We start from the raw sequence: 23,251 nt of genomic DNA, 5'->3' as shown, positions 1-23,251 counted from the left end.
CGAATTATTGTAACATTTTTGTCAACGTGTTTTTCGCCATTTTTTGACAATTACCCATAATTTATCACAATAAAAAAGCCAATCAAATGATTGGCTTTATCGGCTAAATAGCGGTTATTGGTACAAAACTTCGACGATTTCGTATTCGACTTCGCCGCTTGGGGTTTGGATTTTGGCTTCATCGCCTTCTGATTTGCCAATCAGACCGCGCGCGATGGGCGAGTTGATGGAGATTTTGTTGGCTTTAAAATCCGCTTCGTCATCACCCACAATTTTATAGCGTTTTTGCTCTTCCGTATCGAGATTTTCAATCACTACCGTGACGCCAAACACCACGCGACCTTCTTGCGGTAGTTTGAGCGGATCAATGACTTCAGCCCCGCCTAATTTTGCTTCAATATCGCGAATACGGGCTTCACAAAATCCTTGCTGCTCACGGGCAGCATGGTACTCAGCATTTTCTTTTAAATCGCCATGTTCGCGCGCTTCGGCAATCGCCGCGGTAATACGTGGACGGTCAACGGTTTTGAGCTGTTTGAGCTCTTCTTCTAAAGCCGCGTGACCTTGAGGCGTCATTGGATAACGTTGCATAGGGGATTCCTTTTGTCACAAATAGGGATTCAAACGGCAAGATTGCCAAAGTAACAAGTCACAAAAAATGGTCATCAACGCTCGTGATTGACCACTAGCTATTTTGTATAGATGAAAAAAACCATGCTAGACAGGGCTACTGCCTAACAAGGTTCTAGTAAAAAATTTGCTGTGCTGCGTCAATCACCACAATAACGGTATTTTACTTGATAACGGCTTGTGATGCAAAGCATTCACTCAATTGACTGCATGAGCCTGACATTACCAAGCTGAGCTGATGGTAACACCCACGGCTTTATTTTCATACCAAGGTAAAATAGTGGCATTGTCAAACGGTTGCGTCATCACCAAACCACTGACGACACCCAGCGCGCAGCCAGCAACCACATCACGGGTATGGTGTTTGTCGGCATCCACACGTGACCAGCCCACATAGGCAGCAGGAAGCATTGCCATCGAGCCATAGCGCCAGCCATAGCGTTGACCGATGAAAGTCGCGCCCGCGCAAGAATCACTAGCATGCCCTGATGGAAATGAGTAATCTTCGCCATTGGGACGTTCGCCCCACGCGGTGTCATTGGTGGCGTATTTGAGCGCATAGGTAGCCGCCAAATTAGTTGCCATGGTTTTGCCTAGTTGATACACGCCTTCTTGGTCATCTTTGGCAAGTGCCATGCCTAAGCCTGCTACTGGGATAGCAATATGCAATATATCGCCTGCTTTTTCGCTATCGCTTTTGGCATATACCGTTGTCGTCGGCGCTAATACAGCAGCGAGCAGTATGACGTTAAAGGTCTTAGAAGGTTGTCTCATGGTATTTACACCCTGATTGTGGTTAGTGGTCAAAACATTGATAAACGTGGCTATACTTAGGGCAAACCCAGTGTACACCCCAAACCTTAGGATTATCTTAGCCCATAAAAAAATACTGACAGCGCTGGCTATCAGTATTTTAAAATAGCGGTGGCTATTGCTGTGTATGTAGCGATTGGAGCTTATATACATCAAATGGCAGTTGCACTTTATACGCTTGGGTAACTGCTGCCGCGGCATTTAAGGTAGTCACATTAAATACTTTATGCTGTAAGGCTGAGCGGCGAATCGAGAATGAGTCTTCATGCGCTTGTTTGCCTTCAGTGGTATTGACCACAATCGCAATCTCACCGTTTTTGATGGCATCGACGATATGTGGGCGACCCTCGGTAACTTTGTTGATGCGCTCACAGGGGATACCGGCTTCGGTCAAGATTTTTTGTGTACCTGAGGTTGCCACGAGTTTAAAGCCATACTCGGCAAATTGTTTTGCCACTGGTACCAGATTGGCTTTGTCGCTTTCACGCACCGATAAGAACACTTTTTTAACTTCATTTTCCACTGGCAAACCGGGCAATCTATCATTACTGCCGATGATGGCTTTGTAGTAAGCCTCACCAAAGGTCTGACCCACGCCCATGACTTCACCCGTTGATTTCATCTCAGGGCTTAAGATGGGGTCAACGCCTGGGAATTTGGCAAAAGGGAAGACCGCTTCTTTGACTGCAAAAAATGTTGGAATCACTTCAGTGGTAAAGTTCTGTTCCACAAGTGTTGTGCCAGCCATACAACGAGCAGCGACTTGCGCAAGTGAAGTGCCGATGCATTTTGATACAAAAGGCACCGTACGTGAGGCACGCGGATTGACTTCAAGGATATAAACCACACCATCTTTGACCGCGTATTGGACGTTCATCAAGCCCACCACACCCAGCTCTTTTGCCATCGCCACGGTTTGTTCGCGCATCACATCACAAATCTCTTGGCTGAGTGAATACGGCGGGATTGAACACGCTGAATCGCCTGAATGCACGCCCGCTTGTTCGATGTGCTGCATGATACCGCCAATCACCACATTGGTGCCGTCAGAGATACAATCCACATCCACTTCAATCGCATCATCCAAGAAGCGGTCAAGTAATACAGGGGCTTCATTAGACGCTTGTACGGCTTCACGCAAATAACGACGCAGTTCGTTTTCGTTGTAGACGATTTCCATGGCGCGACCGCCCAACACGTAAGAGGGACGGACAACTAGGGGATAGCCCACTTGCGTCGCTTTGACGATACCGTCTTCGGTACTGGTCGCCAAGGCATTGGGTGGCTGAGTAAAGCCCAATTGCTGAATCATGTGTTGGAAACGTTCACGGTCTTCTGCACGGTCAATCGCATCTGGGCTGGTACCGATGATATGCACACCTGCAGCTTCCAATGCGCGCGCTAATTTTAATGGCGTTTGTCCACCGTACTGCACAATCACGCCTTCGGGTTTTTCGATGCGCACGATTTCAAGCACATCTTCTAACGTAATAGGCTCAAAGTACAGACGGTCAGAGGTGTCATAGTCAGTGGAAACCGTTTCAGGGTTACAGTTGACCATGATGGTCTCATAACCATCTTCACGCATTGCCAAGGCGGCATGCACACAGCAATAGTCAAATTCAATACCTTGACCAATGCGGTTGGGACCGCCGCCGATGACCATGATTTTTTTGTTGTTAGTTGGATTGGCTTCACATTCGTCATCATAGCTTGAATACATATAAGCGGTTGACGTCGAAAACTCCGCGGCACAGGTATCCACGCGTTTGTACACAGGATACACGCCCAAATCCCAACGTTTTTTACGCAGTTGTTTTTGTGAAATTCCCAAGAGCGTTGCCAAGCGTAAATCTGATAACCCTTTACGTTTGAATTGACGCAAGTTGTCGCTGGTCAAACCGCCAAAGCCAGTTTCTTTCACCAATTTTTCCGTTTTGACGATGTCTTCAATTTGCACTAAAAACCAAGGGTCAATGCGAGTAAACTCAAACACCTCATCCACGCTCATGCCAAAACGGAAGGCATCAGCAATGTAGAAAATACGGTCAGGTGTGGGGGTTTTTAACTTAACTTTTAAGGTGCTGCGAATGGTATCCTCGTCTTGATTGAAATCAAGATACTCATCAAAACCATTCACGCCAATTTCAAGACCGCGTAACGCTTTTTGCATCGACTCTTGGAAATTACGACCAATCGCCATCACTTCACCCACCGATTTCATTTGGGTAGATAAGGTGCTGTCAGCTTGGGGGAATTTTTCAAAGTTAAAGCGCGGTACTTTAGTCACCACATAGTCAATGGCGGGCTCAAAGCTGGCTGGGGTCAAGCCGCCTGTAATGTCATTGCTAAGTTCATCGAGCGTGTAACCGACCGCAAGCTTTGCTGCGATTTTGGCAATCGGGAAACCCGTGGCTTTAGATGCCAAGGCAGATGAACGGCTGACACGTGGGTTCATCTCGATGACCACCATACGACCTGTTTTTGGGTCAATACCAAATTGTACGTTTGAACCACCTGTCTCCACGCCAATCTCACGCAGCACCGCCAATGACGCATTACGCATGATTTGGTATTCTTTATCCGTCAAAGTCTGAGCAGGTGCCACAGTGATAGAGTCGCCAGTGTGGACACCCATAGGGTCGAAGTTTTCAATTGAACAGACGATGATACAGTTGTCTTTTTTGTCACGGACAACCTCCATCTCGTACTCTTTCCAACCGATTAAGCTTTCGTCAATCAATAGTTGGTGAGTGGGCGATAAGTCAAAACCACGCTCACAAATCTCGACAAATTCGTCACGGTTGTAAGCGATACCGCCACCCGAACCCCCCATGGTAAACGACGGGCGAATGATGCAGGGAAAGCCGACTTTGGCTTGAATGGCAAAGGCTTGTTCCATGGTTTCGGCCACTTCGGCGCGTGGGCACTCTAAGCCGATTTTTTTCATCGCTTGGTCAAACAGGTTGCGGTCTTCGGCTTTTTCGATGGCGTCTTTGGTCGCGCCAATCAGCTCACAGCCATATTTTTCCAGTACGCCATGCTTGTCCAAGTCTAACGCACAGTTGAGCGCGGTTTGTCCGCCCATGGTGGGCAAGATGGCATCGGGGCGTTCTTTATCAATGATACGCTCTACCGTTTGCCAGGTGATGGGCTCGATGTAGGTGGCATCTGCCATGACGGGGTCAGTCATGATGGTGGCTGGATTTGAGTTAACCAGAATGACGCGGTAGCCTTCTTCACGTAAGGCTTTACAGGCTTGTGCGCCTGAGTAGTCAAATTCACAGGCTTGTCCGATGACGATAGGACCTGCGCCGATGATAAGAATGGATTTGATGTCGGTACGTTTTGGCATAGCTTCTCTCTTACTAACAATTACTTAAAAGGCGGATTTGGCATTAATTTAATAACATTTTCAATTTTGTTAAAATCTTTTTGATTAACATTGACCAATTCTAAATTGCGAATTTTGGCGACAACATAATGAAATACATCAAAGTTCTGTTTATCGAGTCTGATACCTGTGTCTTTCGCTGAAAAATCCTGACTACGGCTAAAGTGAAAAATTCTAGCGGAAGGATTAGCTTCTTTATCAGTGATATTAAATTCAACAAAATCGTCTAAAATTTCTTGGGCTTCATCAATTGAAATACTTTTTACACCTCGTAATACTTCATAACGAATCAAAGGGGTAATGGCAATCGTGGCATTTTGAGCGATTAAGTCATTAAATTTTTGTTTTGCTTCAATATGATTAGGATTATCATCCTTTCCATCAATCACAGCGATTAAAATATTAGCATCCACTAAAACAGATTTTTGATTCATTTTTTCACCTATCTGTTTATCCTATTTATTTAATAGGGCTAATAATTTTTGTTTCGCTTTGGTTTGGTCAATGTGTTCCATGTTTTCACGTTTTAGTTGATTTAAATCGACATCAAACGCATCTTGTAATACATTTTCTAATAACCGAGTATTGGGTGAATTTATTTCTTGACTTCTTACCACACCATCAGCGTCACGTTTTAATAAATACGCTTCACCTTCAGCCAGTTGTGATAATACTAAGGGTGAATGAGTAGCTATGTAAAAGGTGGTGTTAGGAAATAAATTTTTCAGCGTTGGCACGATTTTGGTTTGCCATTCGATGTGCAAATGGCTTTCGATTTCATCAATCAACACCACGCCTTTGACGTTTAACAAATCGGTGGCGTTGGTAAATGCTGAATAAGCGGAAATAATAGATTGAATGATTTTTACCACTGAGATAAAGCCAGAGCTTAGTTCGCTTAATTCTCTTTCTTGACCTTCAACGGTCAAAAATACATTGCCGTCACCATCGATTTTTAGGGTTTTTTCAATACGGCTGTCTAAAATATGTAGGGCATTTAAAACCGTATCAATATCAACTTTACGATTGTCTTCTTCTTTTTGGTAGGGGTTGACAGATTTGGCACGCTCCGTGAACCATCTATGAATATCAGTTTTCATATTAAAGTTTGATAATAACTGATTGTTAATAGAATGCTGTATTAGAACACTTATCTGTTCATGATTTAAGGTAGCATTGCTATCATTTCTATAAATAGCACTACGTTCACTTGCACCCAAAAATGCAATTGCATCAATATCTTGGGAATTTATTTGTTTAAAAAGTTGATTGTAGTCAATACTATCATCTGTTAATAAAACGCCTTTACCTTTGAAATCTAAAAATTCTTTTTCTACTTCAATTTTTTCAGCAATTCGCTTTTGTGGGATATATTGAAAGAACCTTATGAAGTTTGAGGTTTTAGCCAGTAAAAATATGAACAAAGATTCTAAAGTTTTGGTTTTGCCTACTCCATTTGACCCAAAAAAAACAAAAACTCGCTTAGTATCGTCAAGATTTAGCTCAACGTCACCCACCCCTCGCAAGTCTTTGATTTTAATTTCGGTCATATAAATCTCAAATTTTATCTTTAAAAAAGTGCAAATGATGCACTTTAAAATTAACCTTTCGCTTTTGCCATCATATCCGCAAATTTATCAAACAATGGCGCACAGTCATGGGGTCCTGGGCTTGCCTCTGGATGTCCTTGAAAACTAAACGCAGGCTTATCGGTCAGCTCAATGCCTTGATTTGAGCCATCAAACAACGAGCGATGCGTCACTTTAATGTTGCTTGGCAGGGTGGCTTCATCCACCGCAAAACCGTGGTTTTGTGAGGTAATCATCACCGTACCTTGCTCGATATCTTGCACAGGGTGGTTGGCACCATGGTGACCAAATTTCATTTTCAAGGTTTGCGCGCCGCTAGCCAGTGCCAATAGCTGATGACCTAGACAAATCCCAAACAGCGGAATATCAGTCTCGGTGATGATGTGTTTGATGGCATCAATGGCGTAATCACATGGGGCAGGGTCGCCAGGACCATTGGATAAGAAAATACCGTCTGGGTTATGTTTGAGCACTTCATTGATAGGCGTTTGGGCAGGCACAACGGTGACATGACAGCCGCGGTCAACGAGCATGCGCAAAATGTTGGTTTTGACGCCAAAGTCATACGCCACGATGTTAAATTTTTGCTCGATGTCAGTGCCCAATTCTTTAAAGTGACCACAAGTTGGGCTCACTTCTGGACTCACCAATTGCCATGAGCCTTGCGTCCAGGTAAAACCCGCTTGGTCACAGCAGACTTTCGCCAAGTCCATGCCTTTGATACCGGCAAAGCTTTTGGCAAGTTCGATTGCTTTGGCTTCATCCAGATGACCGTCGCTATCGGCGGTCATAATACAACCGTTTTGTGCGCCTTTTTCACGTAGTAGGCGAGTGAGTTTACGGGTGTCGATATCAGCGATGGCAACGGTGTTATGGTTAATCAGATACTCATTGAGTGATTGGCTTGAGCGAAAGTTACTGGTCGCCATGGTCAAATCACGGATAATCAATCCATTTGCCCACACTTTGTGAATACGACCTGACTCTGTGTCTTCATCGTTGGTGCCAGTGTTACCGATATGCGGGTAGGTTAAGGTGACGATTTGCTGGGCGTAGCTTGGGTCGGTCAAGATTTCTTGGTAACCTGTCATCGCTGTATTAAACACGACTTCACCAACGGTGTGTCCGCTAGCACCGATGCTGCGACCATAAAAAACCGTACCATCTGCCAATGCCAAAATTGCTTTTGCGTAATTCGTGTTCACCTAGTGCCTCCGCTCGTATCCTGTGTTCTACCCATGTGTGCGACGGTATACGATGCCCAGTCAATGCACATACCGTAAAAAGTATCGCCCACAAAAAAGCGAGAAGACATTGATTTTAAAGAAAATAGCTAACTGGTTTTAATGTATTACCAGTCTGTGCCATTAACTTTATCATGCCAACTCGCTAAGGTTTGATTTTGCCTATTTTAACAGAACCTCACAAAAAAAGGTAGCCAAAATTTTTGTCGAAATACAGTCTAAAAACTACGTAAACTTGGTTGAAACAAACCGACCACAAACCAAATCATTTCAACAATCCAAATTATCAGTACATACAAGCGGATTTGCTCGGCTGTCCAATCTAGCGAAAACCAGCCAATTAGCCACCACGATTGCCAGCCTTCTAGCCATTTTGCACCATTGCCTAGCAGCACCCAACCATAAAACATACTGCTAAGCAAAAACAGCAACCACCACTGCAGCACTGGCATTTTGCTTATTCCTTTAATATTTGTTTTATGGATTTTACCCAATTGCCGCCACAAAGCGCATAAGGATTTGTGCTAAACTGGTAAAAAATTCTGATAAGGTGCGCTTTAACCGCCCTTTAAAAAAGAGAACAAGCATGAATATTCTTACCCCCCAAACTGTGGTGATTATCGGCGGCGGCAATGTGGGTTTATCCTTTGCGCTACTGCTTGCCGACAAAGGCATCTCAAGTACGCTACTAGAAAAAGCCAAATACCCCACCATCAGCCCTGATGATGACTTACACCGCGCGCAATTTGACAGCCGTAACATCGCGCTGTCACGCCGTACGGTACAAATTTATCGTGGTATCACCTTTAATGGCAAAGCGCTATGGGATGATTTACAAAGCCATGCCTGCCGCATCGATGAAGTTAGTATCAGTGAAGAAGGTAGTTTTGGTAAAGCGACGCTCAACAAAGAAGCCGAAGGGGTGGAAAGTTTTGGGCAGGTAATGGAAAACGCATGGCTTGGCAAAAAATTACTGCTCGCCGTACAAAACAATCCGCTGATAACCTTGCTAGACGGTGCCACCTTGACCGATATACAACAGACGGCAACCGATGTCACCATTCGCTTTGACCAAGCTCACCAAGCTTGCCAAACCTTAACGGCTGATGTATTGGTGGCTTGTGATGGTCAAAACTCGCCAAGCCGTCAACTACTGGGCATTGGCGCAACTGCGCACGATTATCACCAAGTAGCTGTCGTGGGCGTGGTGATAACGGACAAACCGCACCATCATCAAGCAATTGAACGCTTTAATAAAATGGGCGCAGTTGCTGTGTTGCCTTTGGTTGATGCGTTTGATATCGGTCAAGGGGATGGACGACAAGCCCAGCAAGGCTATCGCCGCTCTGTGGTATGGGTGTGCCCAAAAGGCGAAGAACAGCGCTATTTGGACGATGATGAATACTTTCTTGACACCATTCAACAAGCCTTTGGCTATCTAGCAGGCAAGTTTGTCAAAGCGGGTAAACGCGGCGCGTATCCACTGGTGAAAATATTGGCAGATAGTCAAGTCAAAGGACGCTGCGTCATCATGGGCAATGCCGCCCACACCTTGCACCCTGTGGCAGGACAAGGCTTTAATTTATGTATGCGCGATGCTGATACGCTCGCCAAAATGCTGGCACAGCAAGTGATGCGCGGCGAAGATATTGGCGATAGTCGCATGCTACAAACTTATGCCAAACGCCGTAAAGCCGACCAAAAACGGGTAGAAATTTTCTGCGATACGGTGGTATATGGCTTTATGCACCAAAATCCCTTGCTCAAAATCGCGCGTAATGTCGGACTCATTGCCTTTGATAAAGTGCCATTTGTGAAGCCAGCTGTGGCTACCTTTGCGATGGGGCTGAAATCATGAAAAACACTACATTAATCATCGGCGGCGGTATTGTTGGCGCGACATTGGCGTTAAAGCTTGCCCAAGCGCGCCATCCTGTCACCTTAATCGATGCTCGCCCAACACTTTTAGCAGCCGATTGGCGCGACAAACTCACCGAGCGTGATGCTCGTGTCTATGCGCTAAGTGTTGCCAGTATCAACCTACTCAAAGAGGTCGGTGCATGGCAGCGTATCGAACAAAGCAAACGCAAAGCCGACTATACCCAAATGCAGGTATGGCAAACCAATGGCGTGGGGGAGCTAAATTTTGGTGATGCTCAAACACCGCAATTATTGGGCAGTATGGTTGAGCCCTTTATCATCGAAAAAGCGCTGTATGACGGTTTTGACAATGAGAGCCTTGTCCATCAGGGTCAATCCTATTTGCGCCATATTGCAGGGCATAAGGTCACTGATATTGCTTGGCAAGGTGAAGATTTGGGGTATCAAGTTAGCTTAGATAATGGCACCACGTATCAAGGTAAGCTGTTAATCGGGGCTGACGGCCGCGGCTCTATGGTACGCCAAGCGGCAGGGATTGGGTTAGATACTTTGGCGTATCAGCAAACGGCAATCTGCTGCGCCATCAAAACCGAGCAGCCACACAAGGCGACAGCCAGACAAGTGTTTTTGCCGACAGGGCCTTTGGCACTTTTACCGCTGGCAGATGTGACGGCTGACGATCAGGCAAATCCTCAACATTGGCAATCGGTGGTATGGACATTGCCGACCAATGCGGCACTTGATTTACTCACGCTGCCACCAAAAGAGCTTGCCAAAGAACTCGCCTTTGCCAGTGGCTATGCCTTAGGGGATATCACTGAGATTGAATCAATCGCCAGTTTCCCACTGGGTGCCCAACATGCCAAAAATTATGTCAAAGCTAACTTAGCGTTGATTGGCGATGCCGCGCATGGGGTGCATCCTTTGGCGGGACAAGGCTTAAACTTGGGTATGCTCGATATCATCGCCTTGAGCGATATTTTGCAAAAAGATTATCAGCGGTCAGGCAACAAGCTATGGGCAAGTTTTGCCACTTTACAGCGTTATGAGCGTCAACGCTACGCTAATAACGCTATGATGATGCACAGTTTTTCTGGGATCAATTGGATTTTTGGTACACAGTTGCGTCCGATTCAGCAGCTACGCAGTGAAGGCGTGAGCATGGTTAGCAGAATTAAACCCTTGATGAAATTTTTTACCCAAAAAGCCAGTGGCATCTAAAAATTTTTAACAGCAAAAAAAATCCTCGATAAGCTATCGAGGATTTTTAATGATGAATCAACCGTAAAAGGTGATTTATTTCGCTGGGCTTGCAACCGTGGTAACAGTTGTGGTACCAGTGGCAGGAATAGCATTGTCGTCGATAATATAGGCATCAACACGGCGACCTTCTTGGTCTTTACCCTCAGCACCTGTCGTGTCTTGTGGTTTGATCAATTCAAGTTGTGATTGCGGCACACCATTAGCTATCAAGAATAATCTAACCGCTTGGGCACGCTCTTTTGCTAACTTTTCATTGGCAGCAGCATTACCTGTGCTGTCGGTATAACCACTGATACCGATTTTTTTGCCTTGTTTAGCTGCTTCAAGGATATCATTGGCTTTTTCTTTGGCATTACCAGCGACTTGTGCTTCACCTGTAGCGAAGTAGAAGCTTAGGCGACCATTTTCAAATACCACTGAAGGCTCAGTGGTAGAGATAATTGTCGCTGCTATTGTCTCAGTGGTCGCCATTGGCATGCTTGCTACCGCCATGTCAGTGGTTGATGCTACAGGCATTGCCATGCTATTTGTGGCACTTGCCGCAGAGACTTCAGTTGTGGTAGTGGTTGTCGTTGTTGAAGCAGTAGTAGAAGCCACAACTGGCGTCGCGACTGGCTCAGTTTTGTTACATGATTTTAATAATGCCCAAGCGAGTGCACCTAAAATCAACAAACCAATGATTGGCAATAACATTTTCATCAAGCCGCCTTCATCGCGTTTAGGCGTAGCAACTAGATGCTCCTCTGTACGAGTGGTCGTTTGGACAGTAGGCGTGGTGGCTGCATGCACAGGCGACAAATTCAACATGGTTAAAATGCCCGCTGGGATAAATGCATATGCCCAAGCAGGAATCACAGAAGCCACAGACGCAATATTGTTTGATAAGAAAGTATTGAGTGGTGTTGTACCTGCAAGTGAGCGTAATTCACGCAGTACCAGCGGCGCGGCACGGCTTACTAACGAAGCAGTCTCTTGCTCTGGTACACTGTAATGACGTGAGAGCTGTTGCACTAGCTCTGTACGGTGGGTGGTATCTGGTAGTACACGGTCAAAAAAGCTATTGTCATTATCAGCGATGGTTGCATTAGCAAAGCTGTTAGAGACGTTACCGTCAGCAAGACGGGCAACCAAGATAGCGTATAATTTTTCTAATAAAGATGAGCGGTTGGCGTCATTTGCATTATTTAAAACAACGGGTGTTACTGTACGGGTTAAATGTTCAATGATATTCATAATTCAAGCCTCAAGAAAATGAAGGGTTATCAACCACCATAAAACCAATGTATTATTTTTATATCCAGCACACTAGCCAATAATTCTATTATATATTTTCAAAAATTATTATTTATGGTTGTTGGGTTTGTTATTGCATTGCTAATTAATTTACGCTTAACAATACTGAGAAAAACTGCCCACACTTAAACAGATTTTGTTAAGTCTTTTGCAGTATTACTCAAATATAACTAATAAATTAAAGCAAAATCGGCTCGCCTTCAGTTATGTTAAGGTAACTATTGCGTAAATATTGTGTTAAAAATTCAAATCGTCCCCATTTTGGGTAAACTTGGGTAAAGGTGTGTTGCTCAAATTTGAAGGGTTTGTCATTAGCTTCATGCTACAAGGTGAACGTGACACTACAAGGCAGATTTATGTAGCACCTATATCAATAAATTCACATTTGGCTTATTGAGATAATCCGCTATCTTTATCATAATCCTACTTATCATTATTTATTGCTATTTTGAGGTGTTATGTCACTTTTTTCTAACCATACTTTATTTATCATTATTATTACGGTAGTTGTCAGTTTATTAGCTTGGCAATCACCCCAACTGATGCAAAGGTTAATTTTTTATCCGCCTGCGGTGCAGCGTGGACAAGTCGATCGCTTTGTCACCCATGGTTTTATCCATGCCGATGGCATGCACTTGTTTTTTAATATGTTTACTTTGTATTCGTTTGGACAAGCGGTACAGGGTTTTTTCATGTCCAAACTCGGCAGTCTAGGGTTTGTGCTGTTTTATCTTGCCGCTTTGGTTGTGGCGATTATGCCAACCTATCTAAAACAAAAGAACAATCCTCGCTATAGCAGCCTAGGCGCATCGGGCGCTGTTTCAGCAGTAATTTTTAGCTATATCTTGATGAATCCTTGGTCGACACTATTGCTGTTTGTGATTCCTGTACCTGCGATTGTGTTCGCGGTGGCGTATGTGGCGTATAGTGTGTGGGCGGATGGGCAAGGTCGCGGCAGTATCAATCATTCGGCACATTTGGTAGGTGGTATTTTTGGTATGTTAGCCACGATTGCCATTGAGCCCGGTATTGTGGCGCATTTTTTTAACCAATTAATGCACCCTAGATTTTTAGGCTTTGGTGGCTAACATTGAATGGCTAAAAATAGGGGCTAAAAATTGCGTGGCAGGTTGCCCAGTCACAGGTTGTCTAGTTACAAGTTGCCTAGTTAGGTAAAGTCTTAAAAAGCAGTAGAAGGTGAAAAACATGATTTATGATGTGATTGGTGATGTGCATGGTCAGGCAGATAAGCTCATTGGGTTACTGACGCAGTTGGGCTATCAAGATAATGGTCAGTGTTTTCAAGCACCTCCCAATCACCAAGCGATTTTTATCGGCGACTTGATTGATCGGGGCAGTCAACAGCTGCAAACCTTATCTATCGTATTTGCGATGATTGACCACGAGCAAGCGCTCGCAGTCATGGGTAATCACGAGTATAATGCGTTAGCTTACGCCACACCCGATGCCCGCGATGTAAGCCAATATTTACGACAACATGATGATAGACATACCTCGCAGCATCAAGCGTTTCTTGATGAAGTAGGGTTTGGCAGTGAGTTACACCAGTTTTGGCTCAAGCGGTTTTATGAATTACCCCTGTGGCTAGCATTGGATGATGCGTGTTTTGTGCATGCTTGTTGGGACAGTGATGCGATGGCGATGTTAAAGCCGCTGTTAACGATAGACAATCGCTTGACGCCCGTTGCGCTACAAAAAACCAGTGAGGAAGGCACGCCACCTTTTGAGGCACTGGAAAGAGTGCTTAAAGGTGTGGAAGCACCGCTACCTGAAGGCATTCATTTGGTCGATAAAGAAGGTCATCAACGTAAAAATGTACGCGTGCAGTGGTGGCAGCCTAGTTTGTCGTTTCAGCCGATTCACCAGATTGCGCGCGCCAGTCAAGAGGATTTGATTCATATCCCTAAAGACACGCTGAGCGCTGAGATTTTGTTTGGTCTTGACCACGACAAACCTATTTTTGTCGGGCATTATTGGCTCAATGGCACGCCTGAGCTACTTAGTCATCAAGTGGTCTGTGTGGATTATTCTGCTGCCAAAGATGGGTTTTTGACGGCTTATCAATTTGATACCGATCATCCGGCTTTGAGCTCAGCGAATTTTATTCAATATCAGCATTGACCCAAAGCTAAACGGTAAACTGGGTGTAACATAAATTAAAATATTTGTTTAAAGCTTACGGCTAATAATGATAGCCAGTGAGCAAACGATTAAGATGGGTTAGGTATGATTCGACGTCCGATTGAGCCGCTAAAGATGCTATTTGTGCTGCAAGGCTCGTACTTTAAACGGCTGATTGTGCCACAAGTTTTGTTGTTTATTTTCTCCTTTTTCATCTATTTTTATCAAACCCATATCGCCACCGAGCCTGTACCGCTCAATCCTTCGGTGTTTGCGATACTCGGTATCTCACTTGCGATTTTCCACGGGTTTTGTAATAACGCAGCGTATGATCGATTTTGGGAAGGGCGCAAGCTGTGGGGCACGCTGGTTTGGCTAAGTCGCAACATCGCCCGTCAAGTGATGACACTGCCGAATGTCAGTATGGCGGAAAAACAAGCCTTTATCCGTCATCAAATCGCTTTTGTCCACAGTCTACGCCAACAGCTGCGGAGTGAGGATAATACAGCAAACCTGCAGCGGCTATTAACGGTTGAAGAACAGCAAGCCGTGGTTGGGCAAAACTTTATTGCCTTACGCTTGACCCAAATCATGGGGCAGATGCTCGCCAACTGGCAAGCCGAGCAAAAAATCGATGTTTGGCAGTGGCAAAGCTTAGATAACACCTTGGGTGAAATTGCCCATATCCAAGCGGGCTGTGAACGCATTAATAACACACCGATTCCGTATGCCTATTTTGTGCTGCTGCATCGCACTGTGTATCTGTATTGCTTTATGCTGCCATTTGGACTGGGCAATGCGATTGGCTGGGTAACGCCATTTGTAGTCAGTTTTGTCGGCTACACCTTTATGGCGCTCAATGAAATCGTCGATGAAATCAGCGAGCCGTTTGGTACGGGGGAAAACGAATTGCCCTTAGGGATGATGTGCGATACGATTGAGACGCAGCTGGCCATGCTTAGTCATCAAAAATTTGCCCCTGAACAAAAGCCGCGAGTACCCGCCAATGTGGTGATATAGTTGCCTCATAGATTTTGATTTTCAAGGGTAAAAAATCATGCTATATTAAGTTTTAACCGTGCATTTCATGCACGTTTTTTTATTTTTAGTCCGTCAATTTTTTGGCAAAAGGAATTTTCCATGTCAGCAAGTCAGCCAAACGCCCAGACACACCAGCTACCACCACCCATCCCATCGCCACAAGGTCAAGCCAAAGTCGGTATCATCATGGGTAGTCAATCTGACTGGGAAACCATGCAAAACGCCGCGCAAATGTTAGCGGATTTTGGGGTGCCCTTTGAGTGTGAAGTGGTATCGGCACATCGCACCCCTGATAGATTGTTTGACTATGCCAAAACTGCCAAAGCTCGCGGCCTGTCTGTGATTATCGCAGGGGCAGGCGGCGCGGCGCATCTGCCCGGGATGTGTGCGTCTCAGACGGATTTGCCTGTACTTGGTGTGCCTGTCAAGTCCTCCATCCTAAGCGGTTGGGACAGTTTGCTATCCATCGTGCAAATGCCCAAAGGGGTGGCGGTGGGTACGCTTGCCATCGGGGCAGCGGGTGCGGCAAATGCAGGGCTACTGGCAGCGCAAATTTTGGCGATTGGTGATAGCACGCTTGCGCAAAAAATCAGTGATTTTCGCGCCAAACAAACCCAAACAATTTTGGATAATCCTGTGCCTGGTAAAATGGATTGATTTTAATAAAAACCGCCCTTTAAAATGGCGGTTTTTTGCTTTATCCAAATGTGGTAATAAGCCAGTTTTTAAAATTTTGGTAGGTAGCGGTGTTTGGGTCAGCTAGTGCCAAGGCTTTTGATAAATCTTGGGTGGGTTTTGATTGGGTGGCAAGCCATGTATAAATCCGTGCTTTATCCAGTGATGTGGTAGGATTTTTAAAATGGCTTGTTCCAAGGCTATGGATAAAGTTTTCGATTTGTCCAAAATGATTTTGTTCATTCGTTGGCATCGTCATTTTTATCCAAGTTTCGAGATAGCCTTCATCTTGATTATTTGGCATTAGCCAAACGCCAATTGGGTTATCGTAATCTAAATTTTCAAAATAAATACCTAATTCATCATTTTGTTGTGGGAATTGATAAAATCCTAATGGGTTTAATCGCTCGCTAATTTGCCGTAGATTTTGGGTTTTAATATCGGTTTTATCAGTAAAATCCATGTCAACCAAAATACCAATATGGCTTACTTGTCCTGTTTCTAAAAGTTTTACTAACCTTGGCAGCTGTTGCAATACTGCTTGTTTTGTCGTGTAGGCGGTTGGCTCAAGGTCTTGGGGTGTTGCTACGTCAATGTTTAATTGAAGGTTTAGATTTTCATGACGCAAAAAAGTTTGGATAAATAATTTATCTGATTCTGCTTCAACAATAAGGTGCTTTATCATTATCTAACCTCAATATTCATTTTGGTTAGATTGTATAAGTCATCTTCATCAAATACGGTGGCGATAAGTTTGCCTTTATCAGATTTGCGGACGCTGTGACCCATGCGAAATAGTACGCCTTCCATGTCGGTGCGGTCTTTGGCGACTTGGGAAAAACTTTCGATACAGTCCCAACTGTGGGTAGTGGCAAATACTTGGATGTTAAAGCGGTGGGCGAGTTCAAAGATAAGTTCCCAAACTTTGGGCTGAACGCTGTAATGTAGTCCGTTTTCAAATTCATCTATTAAAAGGATACTATTTTTTGACTTTGGAATTTCTAAAATAATCTGTAATAGTCTGAAAATTCCATCACCCATTTGATGTAATGGTATTCTTCTTTCAATATTTTTAAGTCTAACAAATGGTATTCTTGTTTCAGAATCCACCAAACTTAGAAAAGCCAAGTTAGTTATATCGCTATCAATCAACTTAAGCATTTCCAAAACTAAATTTTCATCATCTGTTAATGCAATTTTATCCCATGAAGAAGCAAACAAATTTAAGTCAATGTTATTAGTAGTGATATAACCAAAATTAAAAGCTTTCTTTTTCATATGATGTGAATTTTCGGACATATCCATAAATAAAGCTCTATTACTTATAGCTTTGACTTCAAAGTTCATAAAATTTCTATCATCAATAAAATAGGTAAATGAATATCCTTTTTCTCTATCTATGTCCAAATTATTATTTTTACCATTCTTAACATAACCAAAAGTTAAATAATGGCTTTGATTTCCAATATAAGTCCAATTCAAAAAGGGGTCTTCATTAGATTTACTTATAATATTTTCAATTGAAAATACCTTAGATTCTGTGTCTTTTGTATTTAGATGACGATATACATTTCTATTATTTGAAATAAATAGCATTACTTCAGGATTAAACCCACTTGCTAACAAAGCTAAGGCTTCAAGAACGGTACTTTTCCCCGAATTATTTTTTCCCACAATCAAATTCACATGACCCAATTTCTCAATTGTCACATCTTCCAAAATCCGAAAGTTCTTAATCTTTAGAGATTCTAAGTGCATAACGCAAACCTTACGAGTTATTAACCCATTTATTATTTTATCAACCGCTATCTTACCCACAAAATACTCTACAATCTAGGCAATTTACGGTAAAATCCGTTAATTACCTTTTTGACATTCCTTTCTTTTTTATTGCAAAAGTTGACCATCTATGAGCACGCAACATCAAATCGCCCAAGCCTTAACGTCTTTAGAAAACGCTTACAACCCAAGCGACGTCGAAAACGGCATGTACCAAGTGTGGGAAGACAAAGGCTACTTTCAGCCAAGCTATGATAAACAACAATCGTTTTCTATTGCCCTGCCACCGCCGAATGTTACAGGCTCACTGCACATGGGGCACGGCTTTAACAATGCCATCATGGACACGCTCACGCGCTATCACCGAATGCTGGGCGAAAACACCCTCTGGCAACCAGGCACCGACCACGCAGGGATTGCCACGCAAATGGTCGTTGAGCGTCAATTGAACGCCCAAGGCATCAAACGCCATGATTTAGGTCGTGAAAAGTTCCTTGAAAAAATTTGGGAGTGGAAAGCCGAGAGTGGTGGCAACATCACCCGCCAAATCCGCCGTCTAGGTAGCTCGGTAGACTGGAGCCGTGAGCGTTTTACCATGGATGATGGCTTGTCCAATGCCGTCAAAGAAGTGTTCGTGCGTCTGTACGAAGATGGGCTGATTTATCGCGGTAAACGTCTAGTCAACTGGGATACTAAGCTACAAACCGCCTTGTCGGATTTGGAAGTAGAAAATCATGACGAGAAAGGCTCACTGTGGCATTTTCGCTATTATTTGACCGATAAAAATGCTAAAACCCAAGACGGTAAAAATTACCTTGTCGTTGCCACCACCCGCCCAGAGACCTTGCTCGGTGATACCGCCGTTGCCGTGAACCCAGAAGACGCACGCTACCAGCACCTTATCGGGCAAACCGTGACGCTACCGATTACAGGTCGCATTGTGCCGATTGTGGGCGATGACAAAGCAGTGGACATGGAATTTGGCACAGGCTGTGTCAAAATCACGCCTGCCCATGACTTTAATGACTACGAAACAGGCAAACGCCACAATTTGCCGATGATTAATATCTTTGATAATTCAGCGCATATCTTGCCAGAGATGCAGATTTTTACTGATTTGCAAACCAAAGAGCCACAGCTTGAGACCACGCCTAGCGAGTATGCAGGACTTGAGCGGTTTGCCGCGCGTAAGAAAATGGTTGAGCAAAGCGAGGCTGAAGGCTGGCTTGAAGAAATCAAACCGCATGATTTAAAAGTGCCCAAAGGCGACCGCAGTAACACCATCGTTGAGCCGTGGCTCACCGACCAATGGTATGTGTCCATCGAAAAACTGGCAAAACCTGCCATCGAGGCGGTGGAAGACGGGCGCACCGAGTTTGTCCCTGCCCAGTACAAAAATATGTATATGGCGTGGATGCGCGATATCCAAGACTGGTGTATCAGCCGTCAGCTTTGGTGGGGACACCGTATTCCTGCGTGGTACGATGACGAGGGCAATATCTATGTCGGGCGTGATGAAGCAGAAGTCCGCCAAAAATACCACCTTGCTGATAGCCTAGCGCTGCGCCAAGATAGTGATGTACTAGACACTTGGTTTAGCTCGGCATTGTGGACGTTTAGCACCCTGGATTGGACAGGTGAGCTAAACTTTGACGACTACAGCCAAGCACTCAAAACCTTCCACCCAACCAGCGTGTTGGTCACAGGTTTTGATATCATTTTCTTCTGGGTTGCCCGTATGATGATGATGACCCTATACTTTATCAAAGACAAAGACGGCAACCCGCAAGTGCCGTTTAAGACGGTGTATGTCCATGGCTTGGTGCGTGATGGACAAGGGCAAAAAATGTCCAAATCTAAAGGCAACGTACTTGACCCGATTGACCTGATTGACGGCATTGATTTAGAAACCCTAGTCGCCAAACGCACCACAGGTCTTATGAACCCGAAAGACGCGCAAAAAATCGAAAAAGCCACGCGCAAAGAATTTGCCGACGGTATCCCTGCGTTTGGCACGGACGCGCTGCGCTTTACTTTTACCTCGCTTGCCAGTACGGGGCGTGATATCAATTTTGACCTCAAGCGCATTGAAGGCAACCGCAATTTTTGTAACAAGATTTGGAATGCCACCCGTTTTGTGCTGATGAACTGTGTCGATAAAGACGGCAATGCGCTAAACATCGACAAAACCGCCAATACCGAGTTGTGGGAATTGCCAGAGCAGTGGATTATGAGCCGTCTAAACTCCACGGTGAAAGCCATCCATGAGCACATGAGCCAGTACCGTTTTGACTTGGTGAGCCAAGATATCTATGAGTTTATCTGGAATGAATACTGCGACTGGTATGTCGAGCTTGCCAAATCGAGCCTAAACGATGAATCGGTGAGTGCTGAGCGTAAAGCCCAAATCCGCTATGTGCTGCTCAACTGCCTTGAAGTCGCCATGCGCTTTACCCATCCGATTATGCCGTATATCACCGAGAGCATTTGGCAGACCATTGCGCCTATCATCGATAAAAAAGCGACTGACAGTATCATGACTGCTGCCTTCCCAACAGCGGATGACAGCCTAATCAGCCTACAGACTGAGCATGACATGACGTGGCTACAAGCGCTGATTGGGGCGATTCGTAACATCCGTGGTGAGATGAAGCTTGGCAATGCGGTGCGTCTGCCTGTGCTACTTGATAACATCAGCGATGAGGAAACCGCCCGTCTTAGCCGTATTGAAAATCAGTTTAAATCGCTTGCCAAAGTCGATACGCTGACTATTGTGAATGCGGGTGACGGCGCTGATAAAGAGTTACCGTTGTCGTCATCAAGTATGGTCGGGCAGTTAAAAGTGCTCGTGCCGATGAAAGGCTTGATTGACCCAACGGCGGAGCTTAATCGCCTTGCCAAAGCGCAAGAAAAAATTACCAAACAAGCAGAAAGTCTGCGTAGTAAGCTGTCTAATGAAGCATTTGTGAGTAAAGCGCCCGCCAATGTGGTGGAAAGCGAGAAAGCGAAACTGGCGGAAATGGATACGCAACTGGCGGAAATGAATAAGCAAATTGAGCAGTTAAAGGCGATTTAATTCTTAAAATTGTTCGAAAGGTATTAAAATGAAAATAAAAAAGTTTATTGCGAAAAAAGTTTATGGTTATCTAGATTTTGATATTAATTTTAATGATGATATTAACTTCTTAGTAGGTGGTAATGGCTCTGGTAAAACTACAGCTCTAAAACTAATAAATGCTCTACTTAGACCAAATTTCAAGGATTTAATTTTAATACCTTTTGACGATTGTATTTTAATATTTGAAAACTCTAAAGTGCGGAAAGATAGGGATATTGCTATATCTGCTAATCGTACCAAGGATAGTCTCGTCTTATCTTGCGATGAAGTCAAAGAAATACTGGTAATACCAATTGAATTTATTTCAAAAGATTTAGAAAACTCTATAAGTATAGAAGAAAAATTAAAAGATTTTCTTGAAAAAGTCTTGTTAAAAAATTCAGAAAATGGAGTTCTAAAGTTTTTAAATAGAATTGAGAGTCCAATTTTTCTTGGGCTAGACCGAAGAATTGAGTCATTAGAAGATGAAAAATCTTATTTTATTGAAAAAGTTATTTCTAGTTACAAACAAGGTTATAGATTAGATAGAAGCTATCCAAAAGATTTTATGAATGCTTCCAGTAATACCAGTCTAATGGATATTGCAATTTTGGTTCAAAATAAGTATAGAAATATAAGAAACAGGGATGATAGGCAGTCAAAGGTTCTTCGTGATGAAATTCTTAAATCAATTTTCACTTACACAAAGCTTGATTCAAGTGATTCACTAATTATTGATTCACATTATATTCAAGAGAAACAAAGTTTACTTAATAGGAAGAATGAAATACGTGAAGCAATTTTTAACATAGTTGGAGAAGACTCAAAAATTGCTAGACAGCTGGATGAATTTTTTTATTCTATTACTCAATTTTTTCAATCTTTTGAAAATGAAAAAGTTAAAGAATATGCCATGATAGAATGGCTTTTAAATAAATCTCAAATCGAAAGGATAGCAAGTATTGTAGAAATTATTGATAATCATAAATCTACTGTTGATAAACTTTATGAGCCAATTAATAATTTTTTGAATACAGTAAATGATTTCTACAAAGAATCTCATAAAGAACTCTCAGTTGATGCAGTTGGTCACATGACAATTAAAAGACCAAATGGTATAAAATCATCTATTGATGGGTTATCTTCTGGAGAAAAACAACTGCTAATCATCTTTGCTCATGTTTTTATTAATGAAAATCCAAATAAAGGAAAAATATTTGTTATTGATGAGCCTGAATTATCATTACATTTAAGATGGCAAGAAAGATTTTCTGAAACATTATTTAATTTGGATTCACAGAATCAGTTTATTCTTGCAACACATTCACCAGAGATAGTCGCAGGTCGTAAAGATAAAGCAGTAGGATGTAGAAAGAATGGTTGATATACCTGAAAGAAGTTTTGAAGGAAACTTTGCAAAATCTGTTTTCTATACTGAGTATAATGACATAGATATTTACGTTGAAGATACTAAGAGAGGCTATGAAAAAATATTTAAAATTCTATTTTCTAGATTATTTGAAGGTAAATTTAGAGTAGATAATATCTTCCCATTAGGCGGAAGAGATAAAGTGATAAATAAGTTTAAACAAGAAATAAGCTCACGACCTTTATTATATGTCATTGACGGTGATTTAATGTTTTTAACCAAAAATGATGTTCAAAATACAAAAGGTTTTTTTCGTCTTCCTTGTTATTGTTTAGAAAACATTCTTTGTGATGTAAATGCTCTAGTTAATATTTTAGATGATGAAGACAGTAATAAAACATATATCGAAATTGTAAAAGATTTTGATTACAACGATTGGCTAGTGAAAAATGAGGAAAAATTGTTTGAATTATTTATCGAGTATAAAGTTGCAAAAATTTTGTATCCTGAACTTGCAACCGTGAGTTTTGATGTTACATATCTATTATCGTGTAATAGAGGTGTTCTAGAGGAGAACAAATTTCAGCAGAGAATACAGTTTGTTAAAAACTCTGTTATAACTATTGCAGGATATAGCCAATATATATCAACACGTAATGAAGTAGTAGAAGAGTTTAATAATTCACTAGCTAATAAATTAAGCATAGTTTCAGGTAAGGATTATATCTTACCTTTGTTAAAAAAAAGGGCACAATCATCAGCAAAAATGAATATTACAAATCCATCACTGATGAATAGACTAGCAAAAAATTGTGATTTAACTCTCCTGCAAGATGCTATAAATTATGTTGGTTGAAAATTAATTATTAATTACTAGATATTAGTAACTTAAACTTAGAGATGTTTTGCAAGGAATTAGATAATGGTTAAAAAGTCAATTTTAAATACCGTAGTTTAAGAAATCCAATCTACCCCAAACGATATCTTGCAAAAACGGCTTGAGCAAGCAGAACAATCAGTTTTTGCACAATCGGTCAATGA

General features: G+C 42.9%; 19 protein-coding genes. 9 read left to right on the top strand and 10 right to left on the bottom strand.

Annotated features, from left to right (window positions below; translation table 11 throughout):
• Positions 1-114: 114 nt before the first annotated feature.
• The 7 genes from greA to ACH0AB_RS06475 all read right to left on the bottom strand — a co-directional run bounded on the left by greA (position 115) and on the right by ACH0AB_RS06475 (position 8,122).
• Positions 115-591: a transcription elongation factor GreA gene (gene greA / locus ACH0AB_RS06505; RefSeq protein ID WP_007116148.1), complete on the bottom strand. Its 477-nt coding sequence runs from the start codon at positions 589-591 to the stop codon at positions 115-117.
• 261 nt (positions 592-852) lie between these two features.
• Complete coding sequence (locus ACH0AB_RS06500; RefSeq protein WP_406877643.1) at positions 853-1,404, bottom strand: phosphatase PAP2 family protein; 552 nt, start codon at positions 1,402-1,404, stop codon at positions 853-855.
• A 154-nt stretch (positions 1,405-1,558) separates the two neighbouring features.
• A complete protein-coding gene (carB, locus tag ACH0AB_RS06495) occupies positions 1,559-4,798 on the bottom strand; it encodes a carbamoyl-phosphate synthase large subunit (protein ID WP_406877642.1) in 3,240 nt (1,079 codons plus the stop codon).
• 20 nt (positions 4,799-4,818) lie between these two features.
• The gene (locus tag ACH0AB_RS06490; RefSeq protein ID WP_051499975.1) at positions 4,819-5,271 is read right to left on the bottom strand and encodes a PIN domain-containing protein; all 453 of its coding nucleotides are present in this window, start codon (positions 5,269-5,271) and stop codon (positions 4,819-4,821) included.
• 21 nt (positions 5,272-5,292) lie between these two features.
• Complete coding sequence (locus ACH0AB_RS06485; protein ID WP_406877641.1) at positions 5,293-6,387, bottom strand: AAA family ATPase; 1,095 nt, start codon at positions 6,385-6,387, stop codon at positions 5,293-5,295.
• A gap of 50 nt (positions 6,388-6,437) precedes the next feature.
• Positions 6,438-7,631 carry a glutamine-hydrolyzing carbamoyl-phosphate synthase small subunit gene (carA, locus tag ACH0AB_RS06480; RefSeq protein ID WP_076774892.1) on the bottom strand — a complete coding sequence of 398 codons (1,194 nt, stop codon included), beginning with the start codon at positions 7,629-7,631 and terminating at the stop codon, positions 6,438-6,440.
• Between the two features lie 257 nt (positions 7,632-7,888).
• Positions 7,889-8,122 (bottom strand): hypothetical protein, encoded by a 234-nt coding sequence (locus tag ACH0AB_RS06475; RefSeq protein WP_248108032.1) that lies wholly within the window; start codon positions 8,120-8,122, stop codon positions 7,889-7,891.
• A gap of 134 nt (positions 8,123-8,256) precedes the next feature.
• On the opposite strand from ACH0AB_RS06475, the gene ACH0AB_RS06470 reads away from it, so the two are divergent.
• Complete coding sequence (locus ACH0AB_RS06470) at positions 8,257-9,528, top strand: FAD-dependent monooxygenase (protein ID WP_406877640.1); 1,272 nt, start codon at positions 8,257-8,259, stop codon at positions 9,526-9,528.
• Positions 9,525-10,772 (top strand): FAD-dependent oxidoreductase, encoded by a 1,248-nt coding sequence (locus ACH0AB_RS06465; protein ID WP_406877638.1) that lies wholly within the window; start codon positions 9,525-9,527, stop codon positions 10,770-10,772. Before ACH0AB_RS06470 ends, ACH0AB_RS06465 begins: the two co-directional genes overlap by 4 nt.
• Before the next feature lie 75 nt (positions 10,773-10,847).
• Here the strand turns inward: ACH0AB_RS06465 and ACH0AB_RS06460 are convergent, their stop codons facing one another.
• Complete coding sequence (locus ACH0AB_RS06460; protein ID WP_406877637.1) at positions 10,848-12,047, bottom strand: OmpA family protein; 1,200 nt, start codon at positions 12,045-12,047, stop codon at positions 10,848-10,850.
• 518 nt (positions 12,048-12,565) lie between these two features.
• On the opposite strand from ACH0AB_RS06460, the gene ACH0AB_RS06455 reads away from it, so the two are divergent.
• The 4 genes from ACH0AB_RS06455 to purE all read left to right on the top strand — a co-directional run bounded on the left by ACH0AB_RS06455 (position 12,566) and on the right by purE (position 15,947).
• Positions 12,566-13,195 (top strand): rhomboid family intramembrane serine protease, encoded by a 630-nt coding sequence (locus ACH0AB_RS06455; protein ID WP_248146952.1) that lies wholly within the window; start codon positions 12,566-12,568, stop codon positions 13,193-13,195.
• Between the two features lie 118 nt (positions 13,196-13,313).
• A complete protein-coding gene (locus ACH0AB_RS06450; RefSeq protein ID WP_406877636.1) occupies positions 13,314-14,249 on the top strand; it encodes a metallophosphoesterase in 936 nt (311 codons plus the stop codon).
• 105 nt (positions 14,250-14,354) lie between these two features.
• Positions 14,355-15,269, top strand: a complete 915-nt coding sequence (locus ACH0AB_RS06445) for a bestrophin family protein (protein ID WP_007116136.1) — start codon at positions 14,355-14,357, stop codon at positions 15,267-15,269.
• 120 nt (positions 15,270-15,389) lie between these two features.
• Positions 15,390-15,947: a 5-(carboxyamino)imidazole ribonucleotide mutase gene (gene purE, locus ACH0AB_RS06440; protein WP_095356172.1), complete on the top strand. Its 558-nt coding sequence runs from the start codon at positions 15,390-15,392 to the stop codon at positions 15,945-15,947.
• 40 nt (positions 15,948-15,987) lie between these two features.
• Here purE and ACH0AB_RS06435 read toward each other — a convergent pair whose 3' ends face one another.
• Positions 15,988-16,650, bottom strand: coding sequence for a DUF3226 domain-containing protein (locus ACH0AB_RS06435; RefSeq protein ID WP_060995081.1), 663 nt, complete (start codon positions 16,648-16,650; stop codon positions 15,988-15,990).
• The gene (locus tag ACH0AB_RS06430) at positions 16,650-17,723 is read right to left on the bottom strand and encodes an AAA family ATPase (protein ID WP_406877635.1); all 1,074 of its coding nucleotides are present in this window, start codon (positions 17,721-17,723) and stop codon (positions 16,650-16,652) included. Before ACH0AB_RS06430 ends, ACH0AB_RS06435 begins: the two co-directional genes overlap by 1 nt.
• 151 nt (positions 17,724-17,874) lie before the next feature.
• Between ACH0AB_RS06430 and ACH0AB_RS06425 the strand changes: the two genes are divergently transcribed.
• The 3 genes from ACH0AB_RS06425 to ACH0AB_RS06415 are packed head-to-tail and all read left to right on the top strand — an operon-like array spanning position 17,875 to position 23,066.
• Entirely contained in the window at positions 17,875-20,820 is a 2,946-nt protein-coding gene (locus ACH0AB_RS06425) for a valine--tRNA ligase (RefSeq protein ID WP_406877634.1), read from the top strand.
• A 28-nt stretch (positions 20,821-20,848) separates the two neighbouring features.
• A complete protein-coding gene (locus ACH0AB_RS06420; protein ID WP_406877633.1) occupies positions 20,849-22,225 on the top strand; it encodes an AAA family ATPase in 1,377 nt (458 codons plus the stop codon).
• On the top strand, positions 22,218-23,066 hold the full coding sequence (locus ACH0AB_RS06415) for a DUF4435 domain-containing protein (RefSeq protein WP_406877632.1): 849 nt from the start codon (positions 22,218-22,220) through the stop codon (positions 23,064-23,066). Before ACH0AB_RS06420 ends, ACH0AB_RS06415 begins: the two co-directional genes overlap by 8 nt.
• The last annotated feature ends 185 nt before the right edge of the window (positions 23,067-23,251 follow it).

This window comes from Moraxella sp. 179-F 1C4 NHS (assembly GCF_045370505.1).
GTDB classification, from domain to species: Bacteria; Pseudomonadota; Gammaproteobacteria; order Pseudomonadales; family Moraxellaceae; genus Faucicola; species Faucicola tetraodonis.
This window is presented reverse-complemented; position numbering and strand designations above follow the sequence as displayed.